This is a genomic window from Paenarthrobacter sp. CAP02 (assembly GCF_040137855.1).
Classification (GTDB): domain Bacteria; phylum Actinomycetota; class Actinomycetes; order Actinomycetales; family Micrococcaceae; genus Arthrobacter.
This window is the reverse complement of the sequence record NZ_JBEEII010000004.1, coordinates 332,752-358,633: the sequence shown is the minus strand read 5'-3', so window position 1 is coordinate 358,633 and position 25,882 is coordinate 332,752. Positions and strand designations below refer to the sequence as shown.

Here is a 25,882-nt window from a genome sequence, read left to right as displayed (position 1 = left end):
GAATGAGACAACCGCGGGTGTTTGGTTGTGCGGGACGTGTGGTGACGCTTTCGATGTCCGCCTTGGTGAGGTTGGCGGTGTTGTTGCGCAGGTTGAGGCTGTCATCCCCCGCCTCACACTCACCGCCACATACGGGGAACGCATGGGCGGGTCCAAAGCCCAACACGCGCCCGCACCAGTCTCAGTTGACGCCGTATCCAGCCTGGACGAACTGCAACGCTTCCTACTCAACACGGCCCTCAGCATCGCCACCACGAATAACCTGCTGCATGGGCGCGGATCCGGTGACGTAGCTGACTACCTCGCCGGGAACATGCACCGAATCAAAACCCTGCCTAACGCTCACGACCGCTACAAGCAGCTGGACGCGCTACTCCGCAACTGCGAAAACGTCGTCCGCGTCGCAGAGCAACGAGTGTTCGCCGGGAACTGCGCCGAATGCAACACAGACCTCTACGCCGCAAAAGGCGACCACGAAGCACGCTGCAAAACATGCGGCACCACCTACGAAGTCCTCAAATGGCGGGCCCACGCTATCAAAGCCGCAAAATACTATGTCGGCACCGCAACCGACCTCTCACGCAAACTCGCCGCCCCCGAATACGGGTACAACATCACCGCAGACCAAATCCGCAAATGGGGAACAAGACTCATCGGTGGTCAACCCAAACTAATCCGCCAAAACCCCACCCACGACCAACACGGCACACCACTCGCACCCACCTACCGACTCGACCACGTACACGAACTAGCCACCAACCGAAAACCACTCGACGGGACAGCAGCATGAAGATCAGCGACGAAGCAGTAGAAGCGGCGCATAAGGCGTGGCGTGAACAAGACGCGCTTAACGGCTCCATTTTCGAGTACAACCTCCGTGCTGCTCTTGAGGCTGCTGCCCCGCACATCGCAGCAGATGCGTGGGATGAGGGGCATAACCACTGCTTCCGAGTCGAGAACCCACGAAACAAAGACCGCAACCCATACCGCAGCCCGGAGAAGCCATGAACAATGACACAAACCGCCTAGCCCAGATCATCGCAAACGCAGCGGACAAGGAACTCGGCACACGAGTTCTATCAGACGGGCAACCACGCCGCCAAGACAAAGCAGCAGCCAAAGCCATTGACTCTGAGTACCTGGTTATCCGACGCGACGAACTACCCAAAACCAGTATCATTATGCGAGGCAATAGCGCCCACGTTGAAGTTGAGGGCTCCGATGCCGGTACATGGCCGCTGAACCACCAAAGGAACACCTCTGAGAGCAACCGCCAATGGGGTCTCGAATATATTGCAGCGTCCATCGCCATCCAAGAATGGCGCGACAAAGAAGCTGAACGCGCGCGCCAAAAACGCAAGATGGACCTGTGGGAGCAGATGGGCGCGGTTCCCGGCGAAGTGGATGAGCGCCTAGAGAAAGCCATCGAACGGATCATCGAACTGGAAAAAGGTGCGCCATGACCCTAGTCAAGTTCCTTGAAGCCAGGATCGCTGAGGATGAGGCTGGTGAGGCGCGGAAGTACAGGCCTCTGGAAGAGAAGCTTGTAGATCTGTTCGGCCCCTGCACTATCATCCGCCCCAGCCCGTATACGGTCATGGTCAAGTCACAAGATGGCAGTGATCGTGTCCTATTGGACGCAGTAGAGTTCCGTGAGCATTACACCGAACCAGCCCCCGATCAGAGAACGCTTGCTGAGTGCGCGGCGAAACGTGCCATCATCGAACAGTGCCGCGAAGACCACGAGGACTCACTGACGCGCAACGATGACACGGAAGAGCTTGCCAGCGGCGTGCTGTACGCGCTTGCAGGAGTCTACAAGGACCACCCGGACTACCAGCAGGAGTGGGCGCTATGAGCATCTTGGATGAGCCGACGAACGAGTACAGCATGCGTCACGCGGCGAACCTGCTGGACAACCTGGTTCGCGCCAACGAAGGCAACATCTCACCATCGGATATGGAGGTAATCGACTTCGCCTACCAGCAACTCCACCGAGGCGCGAACACACTGCGTAAGAACCAAGCGGGGAGCTGAACGCATGACCCTGACATGGTTTGAGAAGATGCCTCACACGGACGCTTACCGGGTCAACGGACACTTCGCCCCATACGCTGTTCTCGCCCGCCCGGTCAGGTTCAGTGACGCGGAACTGGCGGCAGAGTTATACAGGCAAACTGCCTGGATCTCCGCAAACGGGCGAGGGCACGCAACCGGCGAAGGACGAAACATCTTGCTCGAAGCCGGCTTCACATTCGGACCAATCACGAGAGATGAACATGAGTGGCTAACCGTCAAACACTTTGCCGACTACCCCCACTTCGATGAGGTCTGAAACGAATCTGACATGAAAAGACAGTGAAAAGTTGCACTAAACAACACTGTCCTGTATATTTTTTAGTGTGAAGCAATTAGCTCTTGGGGAGCTAAGCAGTCCGCACCACGCCAAGAGGCCACCCGCTGGGGATGGCCTCTTGTTGCGTTAACCCCACACATTGGAGGTTGGCCGTGAACGTAGTGAAAACCATGATGCTCGACTGCTCCCACCGCTGTGATCGTTGCGGAAGTCAAGCATACGTTCTCGCGGTACTCGACCTCACACCAGCCAAACAAGCAGCCGGCGCCGGGGATGAGCTCTACTTCTGCGCCCATCATTGGCGTGCCTTTGAACTCAACCTAGCCCCACAATGCGGGCTCATCGTAGACGAAACCGACCGGCTAACCGAACACGTACGCGACGACATGCACGTCAACTAAATTTTTGAATAGAACAGCACAACTGATCCTTGTGCTCTAGTGAGGCCCCGCATCCAGAGTGCGGGGGCTCACGCTTAACCTCTGGAGTAAAGATGTCAAAACCGCACAAAGGCCCACGCAAAGGCGTCAAGACGGTTGCCGAGCGCTTCTGGGCCAAGGTCGAAAAGACGGACGCCTGTTGGAATTGGCTGGGTTGCCGCAACAATGACGGCTACGGGCTGATGACATACGAAACCGGAAAAGTTCGCAGCGTGCACCGCATCTCCTGGGAGATGGCCAACGACTCCATCCCTACAGGAATGGAGATAGATCACATTTGCCACAACAGGGCCTGCGTGAACCCGGCGCACTTGAGGCTAGCAACGCGTTCAGCTAACAACCAGAACCTTGCGGGGCATCGCAGAGACAGCACCTCCGGGCACCGAGGGGTCTTCTGGTCTAAGCAGCACAAAATGTGGAGGGTCAGGGTTCAGAAGGACAAAGTTCCTTATGAGTTGGGCCTATTTCATAACCTGGAGGAAGCCGTTATGGCAGCACAAGCAAAACGCAGGGAACTGTTCGACTTCAACCCCGCGGACTATGCGCCGGTTGCCGTATGACGTATAAGCACAGCCCCTCCATCCGGCAGATAGCGGAGTCCAACGACACGCACCTACTCACCGGTTGCATCACCCACTTGAACTCGACGTTGGATCAGCTCGACACCCAACCAGCCCGCCAAGCAGTCATGCGGGCCATCCAAAACTTGAACGGCGCCCGAAAAAACATCGGACCCGTCTAAAACTTCCTGGCGTTGGTAAAGCACAGTGACGCACCCCACGGGTTTCCGCTGTGTCAAGCCACACCGCTGCTCCGGTAAAGGGGCTGCCAACGCCAGGAACAAACGTCCCCGAAACGTACAGCCCCTTGGGAGGCAGTCAGCCGGGGAACGCAACACCGGAGCACGCCCAGACACCGGAAGCACAAAACGGGGCACACTTTCAACACCCAACCTGAGCAGGGGAAAACCAATGAGCCGCAAATGCAAGTACGGTCTGGTCAAAACACCAGCACACGACACCATGCCATCACGGCAAGTCGCGCGGCTCCTTGGCATCTCCAAGTCAGCAGTCAACGACTGCCGCTCAGGTAAATGCGTTTGCGAACCAGAATCGCAAACCCGCCCTGCAACAGCGCAAGTCCTCACTGGCAAAGCTGACATGCGGCCTGATGGTGGTGAGTTCATTGACGTGCAAACCGAACAGCCCGTCACCGACTGGACCCACATCTTCCAAAGGTTCAACCTGGACCCCGCAGAGTTCGCCGTCGTCAACGACACAGTACGTTGCGCAACATGGCAGCAGTCCAAAGCTTTGGAAGACGGTACCCGTGATGTCGTGAACCTGTACTCCTACCGGGCACAGTTCACCCGCAAACAAGCACAGGACCGCATAGACCTTCCAGCCCTGTACGCAGCAGCCAAGACAGCAACACCGCAGGCCACGCCGAACCACAGCGACCGTGCAACCGTCATTGTTTGGGCTGACCCGCAGATCGGCAAGACCGGGTCCCGCGGCGGCACAGTAGAACTCATAGCACGATCAACAGTCATCCGCGAAAAGCTCGATGCTTTGTTGGCTGAGCGTGCACCCGATCAGATCATGATCGCTGATGCCGGCGACGGCATCGAAGGGTTTGAGTCAGGCGGCAACCCGATGTTCACCAACGACCTCTCACTCAGCGGTCAGTTGGACACGTACGGTACTGAGCTGTTCGAGTACATCAACCTCGCCCACTACCACGCACCCGTAACCGTTGCAGGAGTACCCAGCAACCACGCAGCATGGCGCTGCGGCAAGCAGAACCTTGGGCGCCCCAGTGATGACCTTGGCCTGTTCATGCACAAACAAGTCGCACGGGTCACCAAAGCATCCAAGATGGCCGTCAACTGGGTAACACCAGCCGAATACGACGAATCCGTTGCGGTCGACTTCTACGGAACACGCATCGGCCTCGTACACGGCAACCAGTTCGCACCCGGTCAAGCAGTCGCATGGTGGCAGAAACAAGCGTTCGGTGCACAAGCAGCAGCCAACGCCGACGTGCTAGTCCATGGTCACTACCACTCATTCAGCGCATCGGTCGCAGGACGCAACCCGATCAGCGGCAAACAACGCTACTGCCTCGGAGCACCAACGCTCGACAACGGATCAGACTGGTTCCGCCAAACACAAGGCCGAGACTCAGATCCTGGCCTGCTCGTGTTCGACGTAACACCAGACGGGTTCGACCTCGCATCACTCACCATCCTCACCGCATAGGAGGCGACCATGCGCATAGGCAACTGGCCCGACCCAATGGATGCCTAATGCGTCTCTACCGTGCACTCTGTGAGTACTTCGAAGCCCTAGCAGCACAAGCCCGAACAGACACGCTGGAGCGCGAGTTTGAACAAGCGGACTGGTCAGAGCACCAAGGCGCATGCTGGGACGAAGACTAAAAGCCTAGACAGTCGAAGCACGCTGAAAGGTTGGTGGCACTGTCTGCCGCGCCAGGCTCACGGCGCACGCACTAAACCATGCGACTGTAGGGAATAGTGCACGCCCATGCTGAGAAGCACGGCACCCCACAAAAGAATAGCCCGCGAACATGAGCGCGGGAGGTGGGTCCGCGCCCTGCTGAGGGACGGATTAAACGACCAAGAACTTGGCGCCCACCACACCCCAACACTTCCTTGCCGCCTACCAACAGGCACGTGACAGGTCGCACCTGGCTTCACGATGGAGACTCGCAAGCTCTAGACGGCAAGGGAACAACGTAAGAGGTAGAGCATGCCACGCGCCAAGAAGATCTGCGCCAAGCCCGGATGCCCCGCCATTGCTGACGGTGGTAGCTACTGCCCAACACACAGACGTGAAGCAGACGCGGCACGAGGAACGCGCGATCAACGAGGCTATGGTTCCGAGCACGTCAAGCTACGTAAGCAGTGGGCTCCCATTGTTGCAAGCGGCGCTGCCACATGCGCCAGATGCAAGCAACCCATCTACATCGGGCAAGCATGGGCACTAGACCACGACGACGCTAACCGGTCCCAGTACTTAGGGCCAAGCCATTCAAGCTGCAACAACCAAGCAGGCGGAAAGCGCCGGCACCAATAACTGAACACAAAAGAACCACGGACTAATTACCCGTGACAGTAAGGCCCGCACTCTCCCAGGTGCGGGCCTTACGCATTCCTGGGAGAACCAATGCAGAACAGAAGTAGATCCGATTCCCCGTCGAAGAACTGCACCGTCGAAGGATGCAGCCGACCACTCCGAGCTAAGGGTAAGTGCGCCACCTGCTACAACAGAACTGTTGGGCGTAACCCGCAGAGGCATGAACGCACCAAGGTCATGCAGTGTTTCATCTGCGATAAGGACGTGATCAAGGCCGCGTCGCGTGGCAACCGGCACGCTGTCACCTGCTCCAACGAATGCAAGAAGACGCTGACGTTCGGCACGCCACTACCCGATGATCACTGGGCAAGATGGTGGGGCAAGACAAGTAAGTGGACTGCACCCAAGGCGAAGAAGCCAGAGGCCGCAAGGTTCATCTCCAACAACTGTAACGATTGCGGCTACACGTTCGTGGAACGCAACACGAACAACACCAGCAAGTACTGTTCAGATCGTTGCAGCAAACGTGTAGCAAGACGAACCCGCAAGGCACGAGAGCACAACTCGCCCGGCAACTACCGCTGGTCCGACGTGATCAAGCTATGGATAGCAGCAGGCAAGCGATGCTCCTACTGCGACCAGACCATGACAGGTCAACCCGATCCCGACCACGTTGTTCCGATCAGCCGCAACGGACGCAACGACTTGGGTAACATCGTTCCTTGCTGTCGCCAATGCAACGGTGACAAGGGAGACCAGACACTAGACGAGTGGGCAGACGAGCGAGCCAGGCTTGGTAAGCCAGAGCTTCGCTACTCACTGACCTTCGATGACCCGAGGTTCAAACACTTGACACTCGGAGAAGCAAAAGGCATTTCACATCGAAGAGCACTTGCTCTCGCGGCCTGATATACCAGGGGGCTAACCTCTCCCCCACCCCCACTAAGCGACACCGCTGGTGAGGTCGCTCGGAGGTTTTCCAGAATCAAAGCCTTTTCGAAAGTGGTTCTCAACAACCTGATTGGTGGTGTTTCCTATGGGCTCTGGTGGAGCTAGGGGGAATGCTGGGCGGGTTGCCGATCCGAATGCGTTGCGGCGTGATCGGTCTGGGGACTCTGCTACTTGGACGGTTCTGGTTCCCTTTGATGGGGATGCTCCTGCTTGGCCTTTGTCTGAGAACGAGATGCTTGGTCACCGTGAAATGGCTATTTGGGAGCGGCTGTGGAAGCGCCCGCAGGCTTCGGAGTGGTTGCGTCTTGGTCTTGAGGATGAGGTTGCGCTGTATTGCCGTTACATGGCGGAGGCTGAGCTTCCTGAGGCTAAGGCTGCGGTGAGAACGCTTGTGAAGCAGCACCAGGAGTTGCTGGGGTTGTCTACTGCCGGACTGAACCGGCTGCGCTGGCAAATGCCGGCTGGTGAACCTGAGAAAGTCGATGCACCGAACGGCAGGCGTAAGTCTTCGTCTCGTGCCCGGCTAAAGGTTGTGGGGAATGACGGATGATTTCAGCATCAATTTCCTTTCGAGCCAGACTCTAGGGTTTCTTGGCGCCGATTGGATTGAGGCTCACTGTTCGGTACCGGATGGGTTCGATAAGGGGACTCCTTTTATTCCCTCCGACTGGCAGTTGCAGATCATCGCCAATCACTATCGTGTCAAGCAGGCTGCTAAGTGGGTTCCGGAGCGTCCTGTGCTGGCTCCTGCGTTCACGTATAGGCGTTCGCAGGTTGTTGCGCCTCAGAAGACTGGTAAGGGGCCTCTTGCTGCCGCGGTGACGTTGCTTGAGGCGGCTGGGCCTGTCGTGTTCGGAGGTTGGGCTGAGGGTGGCGAGGTCTACTCTTGCCACGCTAATGGCTGTGACTGTGACTTTTGGTTTGAGTATGAACCTGGTGACGCCATGGGTATTCCGCGGAAGACCTCGCTGATTCAGTTGGTGGCTACGTCTGAGGAACAGGTAGACAACGTTTATAGGCCTTTGCAGTCGATGGTTCGTTCTGGACCGTTGGATTCGTTTATGAAAACTGGCGAGCAGTTCGTTCGGTTGCCGCATGACGGGAAGATCGAGGCTGTTACTAGCTCGGCCCAGTCCAGGCTTGGTAACCCGATCAACTTCGCTAACTTTGACGAGTCCGGTATTTACACGGTGCAGAACAAGATGGTCCGTGTGGCAGAGACTATGCGTCGTGGTTTGGCTGGTATGGGTGGTCGCTCGATTGAGTGGACGAACCCGTGGGATCCGGCTGAGAACTCGGCTGCGCAGCGGACTTACGAGTCTAAGAGCACTGACATTTACCGGTTTTACCGTAAGCCTCCTGCTGAGTGGAGCTACAAGAACAAAGCTGACCGTCACAAGATCCACAAGTACGTGTATCAGGGCTCGCCGTGGGTTGATTTGGCTGCGATTGAGGCTGAGGCTGCGGAGCTGATGGAAACGGACCCGGCGCAGGCTGAGCGTTTCTACGGTAACCGGATCGTTCATGGTCTTGGTACGTGGCTCAAGGATGGTGTTTGGGATGGTGCTTATGCCGGAAATGTTGTGGCTCCCGAATCCTGAGAAGGGCACTCAAGTGTGCATCGGCATGGACGGTTCAGAGAATGACGACTGGACTGCTTTGCAGTGCGAAACAATCACTGGTTTGTCTTTCACTCCCAGGTATGGGCCGGATAAGCGCCCCGCGATCTGGGATCCGGCTGAATGGGGCGGAGAAATTCCGCGCAGTGAAGTTCATGCGGCTGTCGATGAGGTGTTTACGAACTTCCGGGTGAAGCGCATGTACGCAGATCCACATGGTTGGTACACGGAAATCGGTGACTGGTCGTTGGAATACGGCGAAGACCGCGTTTTTGAGTGGCCTACGAACAAGATCGACCGGATGTACTCCGAGATTAAGCGTTTTGAGATTGACCTCGCGCAGGGCCGCATCACTCATGATGGGTGCCCTGTTGCTGCGGTTCACGTCGCCAACGCGAAGAAGAAAGCCAAGCCGGGACAGAAATATGTCCTGGATAAGCCAACGAACCACCAGAAGATCGACGTAACCATGTCGAAGATCCTTGCTCACGCAGCGGTTTCAGACGCTTTGAAAGCGGGCTGGGCTGTTGAACCGCCACGACGGCGAATAGTTGTTTCCTAGACGATGGAGGGCCTGATGGCTGTTGTTCCTAAGGCCCTTTCCCGGCTGGATGTGAAGCTTGCTCAGGCTATTCCGACGTTGGACAGGTATGACAAGTACTTTGAGGGTGAGCAGCCTTTGAAGTACATGGCGAAAGCTATGCAGGCTGAGCTTGGGGACAGGGTTTCTCAGTTGGTTTTGAACTGGCTACGGCTTGGCGCCGAGGCTTACGAGAACCGTTTGGATGTTGAAGGGTTCCGGTATCGGGGGCAGTCGTCCAGCGATGAGGAACTGTGGCGCATTTGGCAGGCAAACGACCTTGACGAGCAGTCCCAGCAAGCGCATCTTGACGCTTTGGCGCTTGGTAGGTCGTATGTGATTGTCGGTAGCGCCGATGATGATAGCGCTGACCCGATTGTGTCTGTTGAGTCGCCCTTCCAGGTTTTTGCTGAGCGGGATCCTCGTACTCGTCGCGTGTCGGCGGCTATCAAGCGGTGGCAGGAGGGTGAGGGTGCGGATGTGGTGCAGCGGGCGACGCTGTATCAGCCTAACTCCACAGAATCGTTCGCTTTTTATAAGGGTGAGTGGTGGTCTACTGGCCCCGCTGATGAGCATGAGCTTGGCGCCGTCCCTGTCGTCCCTTTGGTCAACAAGCCTCGCTTGCTGCGGCCTGATGGCATCTCTGAGTTCCATGATGTGATTCCGGTTGCTGATGCAGCAAACAAGATGGCTACGGACATGATGATTTCGGCTGAGTATCACGCGATGCCGCGACGTTGGGTTGTAGGTCTTTCTGAGAAGGACTTCGTTGACAAGAGTGGCAACCCTATCGGGGTCTGGTCGCGTGACGCCGGCAGGTTGTGGGCTAGCGAGAACAAAGACACGAAGATGGGCCAGTTCCAAGAGTCTGATCTTGTGGTGTTCCACAACTCGATCAAGATCTTGGCGCAGTTGTCTACGCAGCTTTTGGCTTTGCCGCCTGACTACATGGGCTTTGGTGGGGATAATCCGCCATCTGCTGAGGCGCGTAAGGCGTCTGAGGCTCAGCTTGTGAAGCGTGCTGAGCGGAAGCACACCTATTTGGGTGGTTCTTGGGAGGACGTGCAGCGGCTTGTGCTTCGTTTCAAGAATGGAGTGTGGGACGAGGGCGCGAAGTCGTTGGAAACGATCTGGCGTGATCCTTCGACCCCGACTCGTGCTGCTGTGGCTGATGCTGCGGTCAAGTTGTCTTCTGGTGATCGTCCGATTGTTCCTGTTGAGCAGACGCGTGAGGATCTGGGTTACAGCCCGGAGCAGCGTGAACGGATGCTTGAGATGGACGCCCGTGCACGCTCGAATCCGGACATCGCTAACTTGGCTAGGGCTGTGAACGGGGAGTAACCGATGGTTCCGGATGCTGCCGTGAAGCACTACAAGGCGATGCAGCGGTTCCAAGCGTTGGTTGTGTTGCAGGCTGCTGATTTGTGGTCTGAGGTTAGCCTGTCTTCTTTGGATGGTTCGTGGGCGGCGCAGGTGCCTTTGCTGGTGCCGGCGCTCACGGACGTTCAGGGTAGGGCTGCTGCTGCTGGCGCATCCTACGGGGCGTTGACGCTGGCTGACCAAGGCCTGTATGAGGCACCGGAGCATTTCGTGGACCCGTCAGGGTTCGCTGGTAGGGCATCTGATGGTCGCACCCTTGAGGGGCTTCTGTGGGGGCCTGCCCCGCATGTGAAGACGCTGATTGCGGGCGGGATGGCCCCGAACCAGGCTTTAAAGGCTGGCGGGAAGTACTTGACGACGCTGGTTCGGACTCAGGTTGCTGATGCTGGCCGCGCTGCGGCGGGTGTTGATGCTGCTACTCGCCGGAATGTTGGTTATGTGCGGATGCTGAACCCGCCGTCATGCTCGCGGTGTTCGATTCTTGCGGGCAGGTTTTATCGCTGGAACAACGGTTTCAACCGTCATCCGAAGTGCGATTGCGTGCATGTGCAGACAACTTCTCGTGCGGCTGCTGAGACTGAGGGTCTAATCCATGACCCTTACGAGTATTTCAAGTCCTTATCCCCCGCGGAGCAGGACAAGAACTACACGAAGGCTGGGGCTCAGGCCATCCGTGACGGTGGTGACATCTTCCAGGTTGTGAATAGCCGGCGCGGGATGAAGCCGGGCGGTTTGACAACTACTGAGGGCACTTCTAAGCGCGGAAACTTCGGGCGGAGTGGTCCGCGTCTGACTCCTGAGGCTATTTATGGCAAGGGTTTGAGCCGTGAGGCGACCCTGAAGGAGCTTGAGCGGTATGGGTACATCCTGCCGGGCGGTCAGGATCCTACTGGCGTGAATCGTGGTCAGGTTGAGGGTTTCGGTCAGCTTGGGCGTGGTGGTACGCGGGTTGGTGCTCGTGAGGCTGTTCTTCGGGCTCGCGAGACTGGTGTTCGTGACCCGAAGGCGCGGGCTACGATGACCGCTGCTGAGCGCAGGGTATTTGATGCTCAAGCTAACTGGGATGCCGTCCGCGCTGGCCGCAACCCGTTCACGAATGCGAAGAACGCGAAGGTCACCCCTGAAGTCGCTGCCCGCGTGGAACGCGAGTACCGCAAACACATTCTCGGCTACTAAGCCGCGGCTTGCGCCCGTCATAGCGCCCATTCGGAGTTGGTGCAGTGGTAGCACGGCGGTCTCCAAAACCGCAGACCGGGGTTCGATTCCCCGACGCCGGGCTTTCCTTTCCGGGATGGACAAGGAACAACAAAACGATCAGATCAGGAGGCCGTGATGGCTGACGATACAACCACCACCGAGACTGTTGAGGAAGCCACTGAGGCTACCGAAGCAGCTAACGAATCAACCACCACGGAGACAGCGGCAACTGAGGGCACAAGCTCTGAGGAAGTCGCCCGGATCCGTGCCGCTCTTGCTAAGGCAAACAAGGAAGCGGAACGGCTGCGCCTCAAGGAGAAAGAACGTGAGGACGCGCAGCTCTCAGAAATCGAGAAGGCCAAGCGTGATGCTGATGAGGCCAAGATCGAGCTTGAGAAGCTTCGTTCCGCTAAGGTCCGCGCTGATATCGCGTTGGAGCTTGGTTTGCCTGCTAAGTGGATGGGGCGCCTCCAGGGCGACACTGAGGATGAATTGCGTGCGGATGCCGCTGAGATCCTCGCTGATCTGAACAAACCGAAGAAGCCTGCGCCGGATGCATCGCAAGGTGCCCGCACTTCGGCTCTTTCGGAAGAAGACCAATTCTTTGAATCCATTTACGGAAAGCAGGCCTGATCATGGCTGAATACCTGCCTATTCGGACCCCTGGTGACGCTCTTGTCGCTACGGCGTCCGCGACTATCACTGGCGGCACTCTTGTCGCTGTTTCTGGCAACGGGACCGTTGCTACTGCTGGCGCTAACGCCCTGAACTGGGTCGGCGTGGCCGCATTTGATGCGGTCAGCGGCGACTCGGTGACGGTTTACGCGTCTGGCGTTCAGGAGCTTACTGCTACTGGCGCGATTACCGCTGGCGATCTTGTTGTTGCTGCTGCTACGGGCACCGTTTCGACGCTGGCCGCTGTGACTACCCCGACTGCCGGCGATGTTACCGGTACCCGCGCTGTGGTGGGTGTCGCTCTGACAACTGCCGCTAACGGCGCCAAAGTCCGCGTCAAGTTCGAGCGCTGAGAAGAGAAATAGACTATGCCTAACGCATTCCCTCCCGCATCGCCCACTATTGCCGGCGATTACATGACCGTTTCGCGGTTCCTTAACACGCCGAGCCTTGTTGCCCGTCGTATGCGGACCCTCGCGGAGCAGCGTCTTATCGCTACTTCCATCCTGACCGGTCGTGAGACTGTTTCGGGTGGCGCTATTTCCTTCGAGCAGAACGAAGGGCTCTACACTGACCGTGCTGTTGAGGCTGTCTCTCCCGGTGGAGAGTACCCCATCACGACTGTTGGCGATGGCACTGCCCAGCTCGCCAAGACGGTCAAGTGGGGTCAGGACACCTTTGTCACGGATGAGGCTGCTAAGCGCAAGGCCATGTCTGCTGTTGATAAGGCACTACTCAAGCTCATCAACACCGCCGCGAAGAACGTGGACACGGTTGCCCTGGCTGCTATCGCTTCGCAGGTAAGCCAGTCTCAGGCCGCTGCCGCTGCTTGGGGGGCCGCTTCTGGCGTGCAGATCCTCCGGGACATCCTCACTGCTAAGGCTTCCCTGTCGGCCCTGAACCAGGGCTACGAGGCTGACACTCTGATTGTCAATGACGCATCCTGGGCGCTGCTCGCATCGGATCAGGTGCTTATCAACGCTATTGCACGCGAAACCCAGTCGAACGCTGTCGTTACCGGCAATTTCGAGCTGATCGCTGGCTTGCGGATCATGCGTACGCCGAACCTGCCGGCTTCTGGCGCTTGGGTTCTGGACTCTGCCCAGCTTGGCGGTATCGCGACTGAGGATCTTGGCGGCAACTACGACAAGGTTGACGGCATCCTTGAGTCGAAGTCCATGCGTGACGATGACAACGATCAGTGGCGCCTGCGTGCTCGTGCTGTGTGCGTTCCGTACATCAACGAGCCGAACGCTGCTATCCGCATCACCGGCATCTAGGAGGGCTCAAGATGGCTGTTCGCAATGATTCAAAGGACTCCAAGAAGTCCTACACCGTCGTTGGCGCTCTTGCGATTGTCAAGGGTACTGACGGCAAGGTCAAGTACCTGTACCGGGGCTCTGTGGTCCCGGAGGGTGTCTCTGATGAAGAGATCGCCCGCCTTGAGGAACTTGGGCTTGTTTCCACCGACGCCACTGATGTGGTGCCGGGCCTCGCTGTAAAGCCTGCGTAGTTAGGGAGGGGACGTTATGGCTGTTGTTGTGACTCCTGATGATGTTGCCGCGGGATGGCGTCCCCTTACCCTTGCTGAGGTTTCGGCTGCTGAGGGTTTGATTACCGAGGCCGGCGTTCTTTTGGCTGCGCTGGTCCCTGATCTTGATTCCAAGGATGAGGGGCTGGTGCGGTTGGTGGTCGCCCGCATGGTTCGACGGGTTTTGAAGAACCCTGACGGCTGGCGGATCGCTCCGGGCCTGAGCATTGATGATTATACGGAGAGCGGTGGCACAAGGGACAACACCTTGTCCACGGGTGAGATGTACATCTCTGATCTTGAGCTGTCATGGCTTGGGGTCGAGGCGGATTCCCCTGGCGCGTTTGAGATTGTGCTGGGTGGCTCATGAGCGTCGTCGATCTTGTCCTGCGCGGGCGTACCGCTGCTGAGTCCCTGATGTTGGATACGTGTACGGTGCATCGTCCTGGTGAGCTGGTGACTGATGGTGATGGCAACGTAACCCCCTCGCTCACGCTGCTTTATACGGGTCCGTGCAAGATTCAGCAGACCCTAGCTCAGTCAAGCAACCCTGAGGCTGGCGGGCACCAATACACGGTGCAGGATACGCGGTGGGATACGCCGGTTGCTGCTGGGGTGTTTGCTGTGGATGACGTGGTGACTGTCACTGAAGCCATTTTGGATCCTCAGTTGACGGGGCGTGTGTTCCGGGTGACTGAGCCTTTCCATAAGACGGGTGCGACTGCTCAGCGGACACGGGTTGAGGAAGTGGTTGCGTGAGTGATGGCTTGGAGGAAGTTCGCCGGCTCGCCCAGAATCTCGGGCGTATCGCGGGGTCTGCGGTTGAGGATGTTGATGCTGTCCTTAAGAAGGGTGTGCAGAGCATCAAGACTGAGATGCAGGCGGATGTTAGCTCGTCGGAGCATTTCAAGGGTATGGCTGGTTCGATTAGTTACGAGTCGCGTTATTTGCCGGGTCGTCCGCGGTATGTGGTTGGCCCGGATAAGGGGCGTCGTGGTGGTTCGTTGGGCAACATCTATTATTTCGGTACGTCGCGTGGTGGTGGCAGCGGTGATATTGATAAGCCGTTGCGTAACGAGGAACCACGGACTGTTAGTGCGCTTGAGGCGTTGGCTGCGCGTTGGGCGGGCCGGTTATGACTGGTGATGCTCTGGCTAACGGGTTTGAGGCGCTGCTTACTGGGTTCACGGTTTATAAGGACAAAGTCCCCAAGGAGCCGTCGTTTCCGTATGTGTTTGTGTTGACGAATTTCCCTGCTGTGGCTGGTCGTTCTCATGCTCGCACGGTTCATTCTAGGCAGTTGCGTTCGAGGACGTTGGTGGTTGGGTTGACTGCCGTGTCGGTTCGGATTGTTGCGCAGAAGCTCACGAATTGTCTTGAGGCTAAACGTCCGGTGGTGGCTGGCTGGGTGTTGGGAACTATCGAGAACGTCCCGAATGAGCAACCTATCCAACCTGACCTTGACGTGACGATCCCTGGAACTGCTGAGAACCCGTTGTATCAGCCGTTCGATTGGATCCTTACAGGCTCCCAGGTCCCGTAATTTACGCCCCCTGGTGGGGCGTTTTTCTTTGCCCTGAAAGGGGTTCCCATGTTTGTCCGCGTGAAGGATTCAACGTCAGGCCACGAGTTTGACGTGCCTGAGTCTGATTGGCGGATAGCGGAGGGGTCGTTGGTGCCGGTCAAGTCTGATCGGTACCCGGCATGGCATGCTCCGCGTCCGCCGAAGTTCAATGTTCAGCCCATTCGGGCGCCTAAGAAAGAGGAAAGCTAAATGGCTGAAATTCCAGCACAACCAGCGGATGGTATGACCCTTGTGAAGGTTGTCACTGCCATCGCTGATACGTCCGCGCCGAAGGTTGCGACGGAGCTTAATGCTGTGTCTTCGGTGGATATTTCTTGTTACTTGACTGCTGGTGGTTGGAAGCCGTCGCTGTCTGAGCAGGTCATTACGGATGAGCGTCTTTGCACGACTCAGACGTATGAGCAGAAGGGCCGTTCGCAGCGTGGTCTTGAGGTCGAGTACATCGACAACACCAACACGGCGAACGAGACCTTGTACAACAAGGCGAAGGACACTCTGCTTCCTGGCACGAATCTGTTCATTGTTGTTCGTACTGGCCTTCCGTATACGACTGCTTTGGCGGCTGGGCAGAAGGTCACAATTTATCCGGTTACTCCTGGTGAGTACAACGAGATGCCGCCTGAGGCGAACTCGGTTTTCAAGATCGGTCAGAAGTTGTTTGTTCGTGCCGGTGTGAAGATCAGCGCGACTACTGTCGCGTAGCTTAGTCCACCTGCCTGCCCCTGTGTTGTGGGACCGGGGGCAGGCAGGTTCCACGTCCCACTCGTCCCGCTAAAAGACTTTGGAGTAGTAATGACTTTGACGGTGAAGCGTCCCGAAACGCGTGTGAGTTTTTGCTTGGACGGCGATTTGAAGGCTGCGCATGAGGCGGCTGATGCCGAGTACACGGCTGCTCGTGCCCGGTCTGTGGTTGATGCCCGTTTGAATGATCCGACGAAGGACCTGGCGCAGAAGGTCATTGACCTTGAGGATCAGATGAAAGCGGCGTCGGTGACGTTCCTGATCCGTGGGTTGCCGCGTGGTGATTGGTCTGGGTTGAAAGCTGCTCACGCTCCCCGCCCCGAGAACACGACGGATAAGGCTTATGGGTTCAATGTTGAGGCGTTGATGGTTGAGGCTTTGCCGAAGTCAATTGTCAGCGTGGAGAACCACTCTGGCGAGGCGCTGCCGTTTGATCCTGCTAAGGAGTGGGATGCGCTCGCTGATGACATGACTGATTCCCAGTATGAGGATTTCGTGTTGGCGGTTTTGCGTGTGAATGCGGGGCGAAATGATGTCCCTTTTTCGCTCAGCGCATTCAGGATGATCCAGGACTCAGAGCAGAAGTAGAGGCTGCGGCGTCTCTTGGTATTTCGTTGAAACGGTTTCATGGGTGGGAGCCCGAGACTGTTTACGAGTACCGGGCTGGCGTGCTGGTGTCGTCGCGTGCTGAGCCTGAGTGGGACGAAGCTGAGCAGACGGTGATGCTTGGCTTGCAAATGTACCGGTCAGGGTTGTGCCCGAAGTGTGGCGGCCCGATTTCGGTGTGCACGGATCCGGCTAACGAGATGCGATTTGACGCGGGTTTGCCTATCCGGTGCCATGCGACGACTGCGCGTGGGCGTGCTGCTGAGCCGTACCGTGACCAGCCTGGTTCTGAGGCGTTGATGTTTGTCCCGCGGTTGAGGGATTAGCGGACGGTGGGCGGGATGAGCCGGCCTACGACGATCAGCACAAGCGCGATGAGCCCTAAGAGCTGGTTCAGAACTGAATGTGTTCCTCCGGCGACTGCTGTTGCCGCTGATATGAGCACGGCGATTCCTAGCAGGACGAATCCTGCCCGCATGAGTGGGCGCGTTTGTTTCCCTGCTTTGGTCGCTTCTGTCATGCCCCTAGTGTAGCGGGCGCAACATCCTAATTGCATAGGGGGCCTCATGGCTGACCGGTCCATAAGCATTGCCCTTGAAGCTAAGGTTTCCGGTTTTGTTGCTGGGATGAAGACGGCTCAGCAGTCTGCTTCTGATTTTGCTTCTCGTGTTGGGCAGTTCGCTAAGAATAACGCTGAGGATTTGGATCGTGTTGGTAAGGCTGGCATGGTCATGGGCGGCACCCTGTTGGCGGGTGTTGGCTTGGCGATTAAGTCTTATGCGGAGTTCGATAAGCAGATGTCGGCGGTTGAGGCTAGCACTCATGCGACTTCGAGTGAGATGGAGTCTTTGCGTCAGGCTGCTATTGAGGCTGGTGCTGATACGGCGTTTTCTGCGACTGAGGCTGCTCAGGCTATTGATGAGATGGCTAAGGCTGGTGTTTCTACGGCTGACATCCTTGGTGGCGGTTTGAAGGGTGCTTTGTCTCTGGCGGCTGCTGGGTCGTTGGATGTTGGGCAGGCTGCGGAGATTGCGGCGTCGGCTATGACTCAGTTCAAATTGTCTGGTCAGGATTTGCCGCATATAGCTGATTTGCTGGCGGCTGGTGCTGGTAAGGCTCAGGGGTCTGTTCAGGACATGGGCATGGCGTTGAATCAGACTGGCCTGATCGCTAACCAGACTGGTTTGTCAATTGAGGAAACCACTGGTGGTCTGGCTGCTTTTGCTTCTGCTGGTTTGACTGGTTCGGATGCTGGTACGTCGTTCAAGACGATGCTGCAACGGCTCACGCCGCAGTCGAAAGAGGCCTCTGAGAAGATGGCTGAGCTTGGCATCAGCGCGTATGACGCTCAGGGTAATTTCATTGGGCTGTCAAAGTTTTCGCAAAACTTGAAGACTTCGATGCAGGATTTGACCCCGGAGGCGCGTAACGCGGCGATGGGTGTGATTTTCGGTTCGGATGCTGTGCGTGCCGCGAACGTTTTGTATGAGCAGGGTGCGGCTGGTATTGAGGCGTGGACTGAGAAGGTCAACGATGCGGGGTACGCGGCTGAGACAGCCGCGTTGAAGCAGAACAACCTTGCGGGGGACTTTGAGAAGCTGACTGGTTCCATTGATTCCGTGTTCCTCAAGTCCGGGTCTGGCGTGAATGAGGTTCTGCGGAACATTGTTCAGGGTGCTGAGGACCTGGTGGATGCTATCGGCAAAATCCCGGCACCGTTGCTTTCTGCTGGTTTGGGTATTGCTGCTGTCACTGGTGGTGCGCTGCTTCTGGGTGGGGCTTTTCTGACTGCTTTGCCGAAGATTCAGGAAGGCGTTTCGTCGTTCCGGGCTCTTGCTGATGCCTCTCCTAAGGCTGGTACGGCTATGAAAGCGGCTGGTATTGCCAGCGCTGCCGTGACGATTGCTTTGGCTTTGCAGGGTATCGCTAATGCGGTCAAGGACTCAGAGATTGAACGCTCCGTTGGGCGGACAACTAAAGCGCTGGTCGAGATGGCTAATCAGCGTAAGAACATTCAGACGACTGCTGAGGCGCTTGACCACTTGTTCCAGACGAAGGACGGCGGCGAGCTGGTTTCGGGCGTTACGGATCTGGATAGTGCTCTGACCAGGTTGTTCAAGAAGGACTTTTTGCAGTCAGCTAATGACTGGGGAAACGATATTGCCAAGTCCATCTCTGGCGGGCTGATCGATATTGGTACTGAGAAGACCATCATGGATTCTTTCAAGACCATTGATGATCAGCTCGCATCTTTTGTGAGTAATGGCAATGCGGATACTGCGGCGGCTGCTTTCCGGAAAATTGAGGAAGCGGCGAAGGCGCAGGGCATCAGCACTGATGATTTGAAGTCTAAGTTCCCTGGTTATGCGGAGGCTTTGAAGCAGGCTGAGGCGGAGGCGACGGCTACGGCTGCTGGTCAGGATCGTTTGACGACATCCATGGGTCAGAGCGTCCCGGTTACTGATGAGGTTAAGCAGGCTCTTGAGGATCTGGGGTTGACGGCTTCGGGGGCTGTTGCTGAGTTGGATAAGTATGCGGCTGCTTTGGTGAGGGCTGGGTTGTCGAACCTTTCGACTGCTGATGCGGCCCGGAATTACAACGCTGCGTTGGATGCTGTGACAGCTTCCATTCAGTCGAATGGCACCACGATGGATACGCACACGGAGAAGGGGCGTGCTAACGAGGCTGCTCTGCTGGGTGTCGCGTCTGCTGGTTTGGCTGAGGTTCAGGCTCTTGCTGCTGCTACTGACGCTTACGGCAATCACATCAATTCGTCTGACACGTTGCACGCGAAGATGATGACCACCTACACGGACTTGGTTGCTGCTGCTGGCCAGTTCGGTATCACGGGTAACGCGGCTGACACTTTGGCGCGTAAGGCACTGGGCATCCCTGACAACGTTGACATCTCCGCTTACCTCAAGGATTTTGCGTCTAATCAGTTGGACGCCATTGGGGTTAAGGCGAACGCGTTGAATGGCAAGGTTTCGACTCTGACTATCCGCACTATTCAGGAAACTTACGAGCGTGTCATTAAGGGCGGTCCGGATCCTAACCGCCCCGGCGAGATAGCTCCTATGGCTGTTGGTGGTGCTGTTATTGGTCGGGGGCCTAAGGGTATCGACTCTGAGCCTCGTTTGCTTGCCCCTGGTGAACATGTCCTGTCTGACAGTGATGTGGATGCTATGGGCGGTCAGGCTGCGGTTTATGACTTCCGCAAGCAGTTGCACTCTGGCTCTAACGCTATGGGTTATCAGTACGCGCCGGCTGGGGCTCCTGCCCGGACGGTTGTTGCTGCGGCGCCTGTCGCCTCGCAGCCGCCTGCCCCTGTCTATGTTCAGAACCCGTTCACTGGTGATTACTTGCTGGCTCAAGTGGGTTCTGTCGCTAACGGCGCTATAAAAGCCGCTGATTCTGGTTCTAAGTTCACGAGGGTTGGTGGTCGCTGATGGCTGTTGTTGTGACGGTTGAGGCGATCATGGATGCCCCGTGTGACAGGGCTGGGATCACGATTACCGGCCTTGGTATTGGCGAGTCCGTTGTGAGTGTGTGGCAGCTCGCGGATGGGGAGCGTAACGCGGTCCCAGGTTATCGGCGTGTGCGGATGAATGACGCATCATATTTGGTGGACTATTACGCGCCGTTGCAACGCCCAGTCTCTTATGAGGTTGAGGTTATCAGCGGTCCTGGCGGGGCGTCCCGTACTACGTCGGCGCCGGTCACGATCCCGTCTACTACTGGGTTCCTGATGGACGCGCTTGTCCCGCAGACCGCTGTGCCTGTTGTTGGCGATGAGGGCAGGGCCGGGGATTTCTTTTTGAGGTCTTCGGCCCTGTCCGAGTTGGAGTACCGGGCGGATGTTTCCATTTTCAATGTGATGGGCTCTGATAAGCCGTTGGCATTGTTTGGTCAGCGCATGGCTGAGATGGGTTTGGATACGTCGTTGGGTATCAACTCGGCTGAGGAAAACGCGAGGCTCAAGAAGCTCCTGCGTGGTACTGGGCAGTTGTTGTTCAAGCCGTTGCCGTCGTGGGGTGATGTGGGCTTGTCTGGTGCGATGTCGTTGGCGAATGCGACGGCTAAGCAGATCCCGGTGAATGTTGCGTGGGGTGGTGATTTGACTTGGTGGGAGTTGAAGTCTGATGTTGTGGCTGCTCCAACGATCAAGGTGTTGTCTGCGACGTTCACGTACGGGGATGTGGCGCTTCTGTTTTCGACGTATCAGGCGAAGCAGGATGCGGTGGCCGCTTTGGCTGCTGCGGCGGGCGAGTCGCCTACGTATTTGTTTGATTTGAAACGCCCACTTGGTTAGGAGTCTCCTTTGCGTCTGATTGATGATGTGTCGTTGGACGCGTTGGAGGGTTCTAGGCCTGCCGATAGTTTGACGGTGTGGGCGTGGCGTGGTGATTCGCTGGTCGTGCCTGAGCCGTTGGAAGTTATTGATTGGTCGTTTGAGGACCAGGCCGGCGATTCCGTGAAGGTTGGTCAACGTATTTCCGTTACGGTCGCTGACCCGGATGGGAGCCTCGGGGCTTGGCGTTTGGATGATCCTCTTTCGGTGGCGGGCGCTAGGTTGCAGATCATTTACCGGGTTGGTGGTGCGGGCGCCGTTAATTACGGGACGTTCCGTGTAACTGGTAACGAACCGGACGAGGTAACGGAGTCACGCGTCATTGACGAGTACGGCTACGTGGAGCCTGACGGTTTGCTGGAGCCCCATAAGCGCCGCGTGTATATGACTCGTTCGGTGGTGAAACTTGAGGCCGTTGACCTGACGGTGGAACCGGACCGGGACAGGTTCGAAGCGCCGCAGTCCCCTGGTCTTGGTGCGACTGTTTTGGGTGAGGTTCGCCGTCTGCTTTCAAGGTATTTCCCGGTTGTGGTTGACCCTGGCGTTGGTGATGTTGCGGTGTCACGGCAGTTGGTGTTCGACCGTGAACGTTTGGAAGCTGTGCAGGATTTGTTGGGCCGCGTGTCAGCTCGTTATCGGATGGGCGGCGACGGGGAACTGCACGTTTACCCGCGGGCTGCTGTACCGGTTTGGCGGGTCGGGCCGAATGAGGGTCTTGTCAGGGTGCAACGCAAGCAATCCTTCGATGGGTTGTATAACCGGTGGGTTGTTGAGGGTAAAGAGGACGGTTCGGGCAATCCTGTTCGCGCTGCGGTGAGTATCGACGCGGGGCCTTTGAAGTACGGTGGCCCGCATGGCAGGGTGCCGTCGTTTTACTCATCGGAAATGATCACTTCGACCGCGGCTGCCGTGTTGTACGCGATTGATCTGCGGGACCAGTTCCTTGCGTCCCTCGCGCTTGAGTTGAATGTTGAGTGTGTGCCCCGGCCTGAGTTGCAGGCTGGTGACCGGATCGAGGTTGGGTGCCCGTTCGAGGGCCGCGTGGTGTGGATCCCTGGCGAGATAACTTCCATCAAGCGCGCCGGTTCGACCGTCCCTAAGGGGACCAGCTTGACGGTTGTGTGCGCGTACGGGGACGTTACCGCCGCGTTGGATACAACGGATTGGGCGCAGCATCTCACCGGGCAGCTACCGCCGCTCACTTGGGATCGTATGCCAGCGACGTGGGGAACGATCCCCGCAGTTATTTGGGACAGTCTTTGATAGGGGCGGGCAATGGTTTTAGATAACACGCTCGCGGCGATCCAGCCGGGGGCGTTCACGCTCAGGTTCGGGACAGCCTATTATGACGGTTCTAAGTGGTTCGCTGAGGTTGGTGGGAACCTTCTGTCGGCTCGGTGGGCTGACCCTACACAGGCTGTGCAGGGCGCGAAGATCATGGTTGGGATTGTGAACGAGGGGCGCGGTCAGTCGTCGGCTTACGTCCTGTCTGGTTTTTCTGATCAGCCTCGCCCGTCGTCCGGGCAGATAACGGCTGTTGGTGTTGATGAGCTGTTGTTCGCTGGTGATGACGGCGGGATTTACGCGACTAAGCGGTTCATTGGCCCGACCAGTGATTATGCGTTGGGTAACCCTGTTCAGCTGATTTGGACGATGGGTTACCCGACTGTGTTGGGTGTTATTGCTGCGTTGGCTACCCCACCTCCTGCCGCGCCGCCCGCGCCTCCCCCTGTTGTGGCTGCTGGCACTGAGGTGCTGACGGCTACAGCGTCTGACACGTTCGGTGTTGGTGGTTGGGGTCGTTGGGCTGGTGGTGGAGAGAAAGTTTATTCGGGCACGTATGGCGGTTACACGCTGACGGGCTCGTTTTTTTATGGCGCACCGAGGCCTGCGTTGGCTGGTAAAACGATCACGGCTATCAGGTTCCGTGTACCGCAAAGGCTGACTGTTGGTAATTACAACAGTGGCGCGACGATCCATTTGTACGCGCACACTTCCGGTGCACGGCCTGGCGGGGATGTTGCCCGTGTTGCGGGTCCGTTCGATATTGCTGTTTCGGCTGGCCAGCCGCCCGCTTGGGTGACGATCCCTATAGGTAACGCGGCTTTCGCGGGTATCGCTGCTGCGCTCGTCAATGGTGGCGGCATTAGTTTCGCGGGCGACCCATACACCGGCTGGACAAGCCGCCTCACAGATCCGCTAGCGGGTCAACTCGAACTTGATTGGAGCGCCTAGTGCAGACTCTCGAAAACGGTGTTGTTGTTCCAACGAACAGTGACCCGTACAACCTGACCGATGATCTTGCTAACGCGTTCAAGAAAACGAACGGGGCGGTCCGGGTTTCCTCGCAGGCGCAGCGTGACGCGTTGACGAAGTACACGGGTTTGAAGGTGCAGCGCCTTGATCTTCCTGGGCAGCCTGAGGACACGTGGGACGGCACGAACTGGTTGCCGTTGGCGCCGGTTACGTTGTCGTTCACGTCAACTTACCGTCAGGCTGGGACGTGGTTCACGGATGCTTTGCGGCCCGCGTCGGTGTCTCGTATCGGCAGGCGCGTGTATCTTGCTGGTGCTCTCGCGAATGACGTTCCTGTGAATTACACGGCGAACACTGCTTACACGCTGGCGACGTTCCCGGTTGCTTATGCGCCGAAGACGTATAGCGAACCGTTTGTGATCCTGACGAACGCGTATCAGGCGAATGTGTGGGTTACGCCGGCTGGTGAGGTCAAGATTTATTTCTTGGTCACGGTCCCGTCTCAGGCGGTTGGGACGATGGTGTTCCCGTTGTCGGGGATGTCCTGGAACTCCTAAGTCTTAAGAGCGTGCGGCCCCTTGCTCGTCATAGCGTGGGGCCGCACTTCCCGAACCGTTCAAGCCTGTTAAGGAGGCTCGCCCGGATGGGTGAAATAAACAATACGCCCATTGGGGGGCCGCCGGTGAAACCCGTAAAACCGTACAAGCGTGTCGTGATCGGCAGGAACATCACTCTAACTGCGGGGGCGGTGTACGCGCTGACCCGTGCCCTGTATTACGCCACAGCCACACCGGAGTCACTCTCGCAAGCACAGAACATTATTGTCGCTGACGGGCGGGCGCTGGGTGCGTGGGCCGCTGTTTGGGGTATAACTGCTGTGCTGTGTGTCGCTGACATGATCAACCGCCACACCCGCCATGGGCTGTCTGCTGTTGTTGGTCTCGCGTTCGCGTGGGGCATCGGTTACGCGATCATGTGGGCTGCGACGGGCTACACCCAGTTCACGCTCATATCCGCGGCGATTGGTTGGCTGACACCAGCGGGCCTTGTGTTCGGGTTCCTCATCAAAGTTACCGCCCTCCAAGACATGCTCAGGCAGCGGGATCCGGGCGGCACGAATGGGTGAATTCAACTGGGCCATCGCATCGCCGTGGATTGTTGGTGTTATCGGCCTCGCTGGAATGTGGTTGACCGCGAAAATCCAGCACAAAGGCCGACCCGAGAACGCTTTGATTGATCAACTCCAAGAGGAAATGACTTCCATGCGGGGCGACATCGCTGCTTTGAAGACTGAGCAGAACAAAGCCCGCCGCCGCGAAATGATCCGCGACAACTACATCAACCGGCTCCGCGATCACATCAACGCTGGCAACCCTCCCCCGCCACCCGAATGGCCTGAGGGCCTATACGAATAGGACACCCCATGACTTATCCAGTCAAGGCCAACATCTCGCAGAACTTCGGGGATAACCCCACAGCTAACATCCGCCCCGGCTCTCCGGATTACTGGATCATCCAACAGTTCGGCAACTACCAACCAGACGGGCATACTGGCGTTGACTTCGCGTGCGCTGCGGGCACTGAGGTCAGGGCCGTTGCTGACGGCACGGTGCTGCATATCGGCTGGATGGGCGGCACATACGCTGACAACCCTTGGTGGATTGCGCCTGGATTCGCCGGGTACTGCGCGGTGATCGACCACGGCAGCTTCATCGGCATCTACGGGCACTGCACGGACGGGTCCGCGAAGGTCGGCAAGGGTGCCCGTGTTCGTGAGGGACAGGTGTTCATCCTGTCTGGCAACACTGGGGGATCCACTGGCGATCACCTGCACTTTGAGGTGCTGCCTGACGGTTACGTGCTCAACTCCCGCTTCTATGGGCGCGTGAACCCACTCCCCTACCTCGACTCAGCCTCCATCGAGTACGCCGGCGACATCACCGAAACAACGGAAGAAGACGACTTCATGACCTCCATGCACGAGTTCCTGCAAACACCCGCGTTCACGGGTGGCCCTACTATCTCCGAGATGTTCGTGAAGGTGAACGCAGTCCATGACGCGATCTTCAAGAATGACGGGTCTAACAAGTCGATTATTGGCGGCGAGTCGCTGCCAAGCCTGACAAACAAGAATGACCTCAAGATTCTGGAAGCTTTGGAAGAGCTGAGCGCCGAGGTGGCCGCACTGAAGGAAGGTGACAACTGATGTTGACGGTTGAGTTTTGGTTGGCTGCTGGTGAGCGTGCGGTTAAGACGTTCGCTCAGGTGTTGCTTGGGTTCATGACGACGGGCGCTATCGGTATCACTCATTTGCCGTGGGGCGAGATGTTGTCTGTTGCTGCTACTGCTGCTCTTGCTTCGGTGCTGACTTCGGTTGTGTCTGGTTATCGGGATGGGAACCCGTCAGCTACGAATGTTGAGACGACTGACGCGCCCGGTAAGCACGTCGCTGACTGACCCCACCATCTTTTGCGAGGCCGCACCAGTTCCGGTGCGGCCTCACCGTTCTTAAGGAG

At 57.4% G+C, this 25,882-nt stretch carries 34 protein-coding genes and 1 tRNA gene; 34 read left to right on the top strand and 1 reads right to left on the bottom strand.

The window, feature by feature from the left end; translation table 11 throughout:
• Positions 1 to 25 precede the first annotated feature (25 nt).
• The 25 genes from ABHM97_RS09485 (at position 26) to ABHM97_RS09370 (ending at position 16,741) form a co-directional block, all read left to right on the top strand.
• Entirely contained in the window at positions 26 to 790 is a 765-nt protein-coding gene (locus tag ABHM97_RS09485) for a hypothetical protein (protein ID WP_349470455.1), read from the top strand.
• Positions 787 to 1,008 (top strand): hypothetical protein, encoded by a 222-nt coding sequence (locus tag ABHM97_RS09480; RefSeq protein WP_349470453.1) that lies wholly within the window; start codon positions 787 to 789, stop codon positions 1,006 to 1,008. Before ABHM97_RS09485 ends, ABHM97_RS09480 begins: the two co-directional genes overlap by 4 nt.
• Positions 1,005 to 1,463 carry a hypothetical protein gene (locus tag ABHM97_RS09475; protein WP_349470451.1) on the top strand — a complete coding sequence of 153 codons (459 nt, stop codon included), beginning with the start codon at positions 1,005 to 1,007 and terminating at the stop codon, positions 1,461 to 1,463. The genes ABHM97_RS09480 and ABHM97_RS09475 overlap by 4 nt, the downstream gene beginning before the upstream one ends.
• Positions 1,460 to 1,858 carry a DUF6221 family protein gene (locus ABHM97_RS09470; RefSeq protein ID WP_349470449.1) on the top strand — a complete coding sequence of 133 codons (399 nt, stop codon included), beginning with the start codon at positions 1,460 to 1,462 and terminating at the stop codon, positions 1,856 to 1,858. Before ABHM97_RS09475 ends, ABHM97_RS09470 begins: the two co-directional genes overlap by 4 nt.
• A complete protein-coding gene (locus ABHM97_RS09465; RefSeq protein WP_349470448.1) occupies positions 1,855 to 2,037 on the top strand; it encodes a hypothetical protein in 183 nt (60 codons plus the stop codon). The genes ABHM97_RS09470 and ABHM97_RS09465 overlap by 4 nt, the downstream gene beginning before the upstream one ends.
• Before the next feature lie 429 nt (positions 2,038 to 2,466).
• A complete protein-coding gene (locus ABHM97_RS09460; protein ID WP_502921273.1) occupies positions 2,467 to 2,757 on the top strand; it encodes a DUF7455 domain-containing protein in 291 nt (96 codons plus the stop codon).
• Between the two features lie 92 nt (positions 2,758 to 2,849).
• Positions 2,850 to 3,356 (top strand): HNH endonuclease signature motif containing protein, encoded by a 507-nt coding sequence (locus ABHM97_RS09455; protein WP_349470446.1) that lies wholly within the window; start codon positions 2,850 to 2,852, stop codon positions 3,354 to 3,356.
• A gap of 411 nt (positions 3,357 to 3,767) precedes the next feature.
• Positions 3,768 to 5,057: a hypothetical protein gene (locus ABHM97_RS09450; protein ID WP_349470444.1), complete on the top strand. Its 1,290-nt coding sequence runs from the start codon at positions 3,768 to 3,770 to the stop codon at positions 5,055 to 5,057.
• 510 nt (positions 5,058 to 5,567) lie between these two features.
• Positions 5,568 to 5,894 carry a DUF8602 domain-containing protein gene (locus ABHM97_RS21490; protein ID WP_502921272.1) on the top strand — a complete coding sequence of 109 codons (327 nt, stop codon included), beginning with the start codon at positions 5,568 to 5,570 and terminating at the stop codon, positions 5,892 to 5,894.
• 237 nt (positions 5,895 to 6,131) lie between these two features.
• Positions 6,132 to 6,803 (top strand): HNH endonuclease, encoded by a 672-nt coding sequence (locus tag ABHM97_RS09445; protein WP_349470442.1) that lies wholly within the window; start codon positions 6,132 to 6,134, stop codon positions 6,801 to 6,803.
• 259 nt (positions 6,804 to 7,062) lie between these two features.
• Positions 7,063 to 7,395, top strand: a complete 333-nt coding sequence (locus tag ABHM97_RS09440) for a hypothetical protein (protein WP_349470441.1) — start codon at positions 7,063 to 7,065, stop codon at positions 7,393 to 7,395.
• Positions 7,385 to 8,446, top strand: a complete 1,062-nt coding sequence (locus ABHM97_RS09435; protein ID WP_349470439.1) for a terminase — start codon at positions 7,385 to 7,387, stop codon at positions 8,444 to 8,446. The genes ABHM97_RS09440 and ABHM97_RS09435 overlap by 11 nt, the downstream gene beginning before the upstream one ends.
• A complete protein-coding gene (locus ABHM97_RS09430; RefSeq protein WP_349470437.1) occupies positions 8,406 to 9,026 on the top strand; it encodes a terminase TerL endonuclease subunit in 621 nt (206 codons plus the stop codon). The genes ABHM97_RS09435 and ABHM97_RS09430 overlap by 41 nt, the downstream gene beginning before the upstream one ends.
• A 15-nt stretch (positions 9,027 to 9,041) precedes the next feature.
• Complete coding sequence (locus ABHM97_RS09425; protein ID WP_349470435.1) at positions 9,042 to 10,385, top strand: phage portal protein; 1,344 nt, start codon at positions 9,042 to 9,044, stop codon at positions 10,383 to 10,385.
• 3 nt (positions 10,386 to 10,388) lie between these two features.
• A complete protein-coding gene (locus tag ABHM97_RS09420) occupies positions 10,389 to 11,600 on the top strand; it encodes a VG15 protein (protein WP_349470434.1) in 1,212 nt (403 codons plus the stop codon).
• A gap of 30 nt (positions 11,601 to 11,630) precedes the next feature.
• Positions 11,631 to 11,701 (top strand) — tRNA-Trp (locus tag ABHM97_RS09415).
• A 55-nt stretch (positions 11,702 to 11,756) separates the two neighbouring features.
• Positions 11,757 to 12,254: a hypothetical protein gene (locus ABHM97_RS09410; protein ID WP_349470432.1), complete on the top strand. Its 498-nt coding sequence runs from the start codon at positions 11,757 to 11,759 to the stop codon at positions 12,252 to 12,254.
• A gap of 2 nt (positions 12,255 to 12,256) precedes the next feature.
• Positions 12,257 to 12,649, top strand: a complete 393-nt coding sequence (locus ABHM97_RS09405; protein ID WP_349470431.1) for a capsid cement protein — start codon at positions 12,257 to 12,259, stop codon at positions 12,647 to 12,649.
• A gap of 15 nt (positions 12,650 to 12,664) precedes the next feature.
• Entirely contained in the window at positions 12,665 to 13,576 is a 912-nt protein-coding gene (locus ABHM97_RS09400) for a major capsid protein (protein ID WP_349470429.1), read from the top strand.
• An 11-nt stretch (positions 13,577 to 13,587) separates the two neighbouring features.
• Positions 13,588 to 13,809 carry a hypothetical protein gene (locus ABHM97_RS09395; RefSeq protein WP_349470427.1) on the top strand — a complete coding sequence of 74 codons (222 nt, stop codon included), beginning with the start codon at positions 13,588 to 13,590 and terminating at the stop codon, positions 13,807 to 13,809.
• A 16-nt stretch (positions 13,810 to 13,825) separates the two neighbouring features.
• Positions 13,826 to 14,197, top strand: a complete 372-nt coding sequence (locus ABHM97_RS09390; RefSeq protein WP_349470425.1) for a hypothetical protein — start codon at positions 13,826 to 13,828, stop codon at positions 14,195 to 14,197.
• Positions 14,194 to 14,586 carry a DUF6093 family protein gene (locus tag ABHM97_RS09385; RefSeq protein WP_349470424.1) on the top strand — a complete coding sequence of 131 codons (393 nt, stop codon included), beginning with the start codon at positions 14,194 to 14,196 and terminating at the stop codon, positions 14,584 to 14,586. The genes ABHM97_RS09390 and ABHM97_RS09385 overlap by 4 nt, the downstream gene beginning before the upstream one ends.
• Positions 14,583 to 14,966 carry a hypothetical protein gene (locus tag ABHM97_RS09380; protein WP_349470423.1) on the top strand — a complete coding sequence of 128 codons (384 nt, stop codon included), beginning with the start codon at positions 14,583 to 14,585 and terminating at the stop codon, positions 14,964 to 14,966. Before ABHM97_RS09385 ends, ABHM97_RS09380 begins: the two co-directional genes overlap by 4 nt.
• A gap of 635 nt (positions 14,967 to 15,601) precedes the next feature.
• Positions 15,602 to 16,114 carry a phage tail tube protein gene (locus ABHM97_RS09375; protein WP_349470422.1) on the top strand — a complete coding sequence of 171 codons (513 nt, stop codon included), beginning with the start codon at positions 15,602 to 15,604 and terminating at the stop codon, positions 16,112 to 16,114.
• Between the two features lie 90 nt (positions 16,115 to 16,204).
• Positions 16,205 to 16,741 (top strand): hypothetical protein, encoded by a 537-nt coding sequence (locus tag ABHM97_RS09370; RefSeq protein WP_349470421.1) that lies wholly within the window; start codon positions 16,205 to 16,207, stop codon positions 16,739 to 16,741.
• 340 nt (positions 16,742 to 17,081) lie between these two features.
• Here ABHM97_RS09370 and ABHM97_RS09365 read toward each other — a convergent pair whose 3' ends face one another.
• Positions 17,082 to 17,279, bottom strand: coding sequence for a hypothetical protein (locus ABHM97_RS09365; protein WP_349470420.1), 198 nt, complete (start codon positions 17,277 to 17,279; stop codon positions 17,082 to 17,084).
• A 46-nt stretch (positions 17,280 to 17,325) separates the two neighbouring features.
• On the opposite strand from ABHM97_RS09365, the gene ABHM97_RS09360 reads away from it, so the two are divergent.
• The 9 genes from ABHM97_RS09360 to ABHM97_RS21485 all read left to right on the top strand — a co-directional run bounded on the left by ABHM97_RS09360 (position 17,326) and on the right by ABHM97_RS21485 (position 25,823).
• Complete coding sequence (locus tag ABHM97_RS09360) at positions 17,326 to 20,208, top strand: phage tail tape measure protein (protein ID WP_349470419.1); 2,883 nt, start codon at positions 17,326 to 17,328, stop codon at positions 20,206 to 20,208.
• Positions 20,208 to 21,071, top strand: coding sequence for a hypothetical protein (locus tag ABHM97_RS09355; RefSeq protein WP_349470418.1), 864 nt, complete (start codon positions 20,208 to 20,210; stop codon positions 21,069 to 21,071). Before ABHM97_RS09360 ends, ABHM97_RS09355 begins: the two co-directional genes overlap by 1 nt.
• 9 nt (positions 21,072 to 21,080) lie before the next feature.
• On the top strand, positions 21,081 to 22,373 hold the full coding sequence (locus ABHM97_RS09350; protein WP_349470417.1) for a hypothetical protein: 1,293 nt from the start codon (positions 21,081 to 21,083) through the stop codon (positions 22,371 to 22,373).
• 12 nt (positions 22,374 to 22,385) lie between these two features.
• Positions 22,386 to 23,345, top strand: a complete 960-nt coding sequence (locus tag ABHM97_RS09345; protein ID WP_349470416.1) for a hypothetical protein — start codon at positions 22,386 to 22,388, stop codon at positions 23,343 to 23,345.
• Complete coding sequence (locus ABHM97_RS09340; RefSeq protein ID WP_349470415.1) at positions 23,345 to 23,923, top strand: hypothetical protein; 579 nt, start codon at positions 23,345 to 23,347, stop codon at positions 23,921 to 23,923. Before ABHM97_RS09345 ends, ABHM97_RS09340 begins: the two co-directional genes overlap by 1 nt.
• A gap of 86 nt (positions 23,924 to 24,009) precedes the next feature.
• A complete protein-coding gene (locus ABHM97_RS09335) occupies positions 24,010 to 24,492 on the top strand; it encodes a hypothetical protein (RefSeq protein WP_349470414.1) in 483 nt (160 codons plus the stop codon).
• Positions 24,485 to 24,781, top strand: a complete 297-nt coding sequence (locus tag ABHM97_RS09330; RefSeq protein ID WP_349470413.1) for a hypothetical protein — start codon at positions 24,485 to 24,487, stop codon at positions 24,779 to 24,781. Before ABHM97_RS09335 ends, ABHM97_RS09330 begins: the two co-directional genes overlap by 8 nt.
• 8 nt (positions 24,782 to 24,789) lie before the next feature.
• The gene (locus ABHM97_RS09325) at positions 24,790 to 25,572 is read left to right on the top strand and encodes a M23 family metallopeptidase (protein WP_349470411.1); all 783 of its coding nucleotides are present in this window, start codon (positions 24,790 to 24,792) and stop codon (positions 25,570 to 25,572) included.
• On the top strand, positions 25,572 to 25,823 hold the full coding sequence (locus ABHM97_RS21485; protein ID WP_502921270.1) for a holin: 252 nt from the start codon (positions 25,572 to 25,574) through the stop codon (positions 25,821 to 25,823). The genes ABHM97_RS09325 and ABHM97_RS21485 overlap by 1 nt, the downstream gene beginning before the upstream one ends.
• Positions 25,824 to 25,882: the final 59 nt, after the last annotated feature.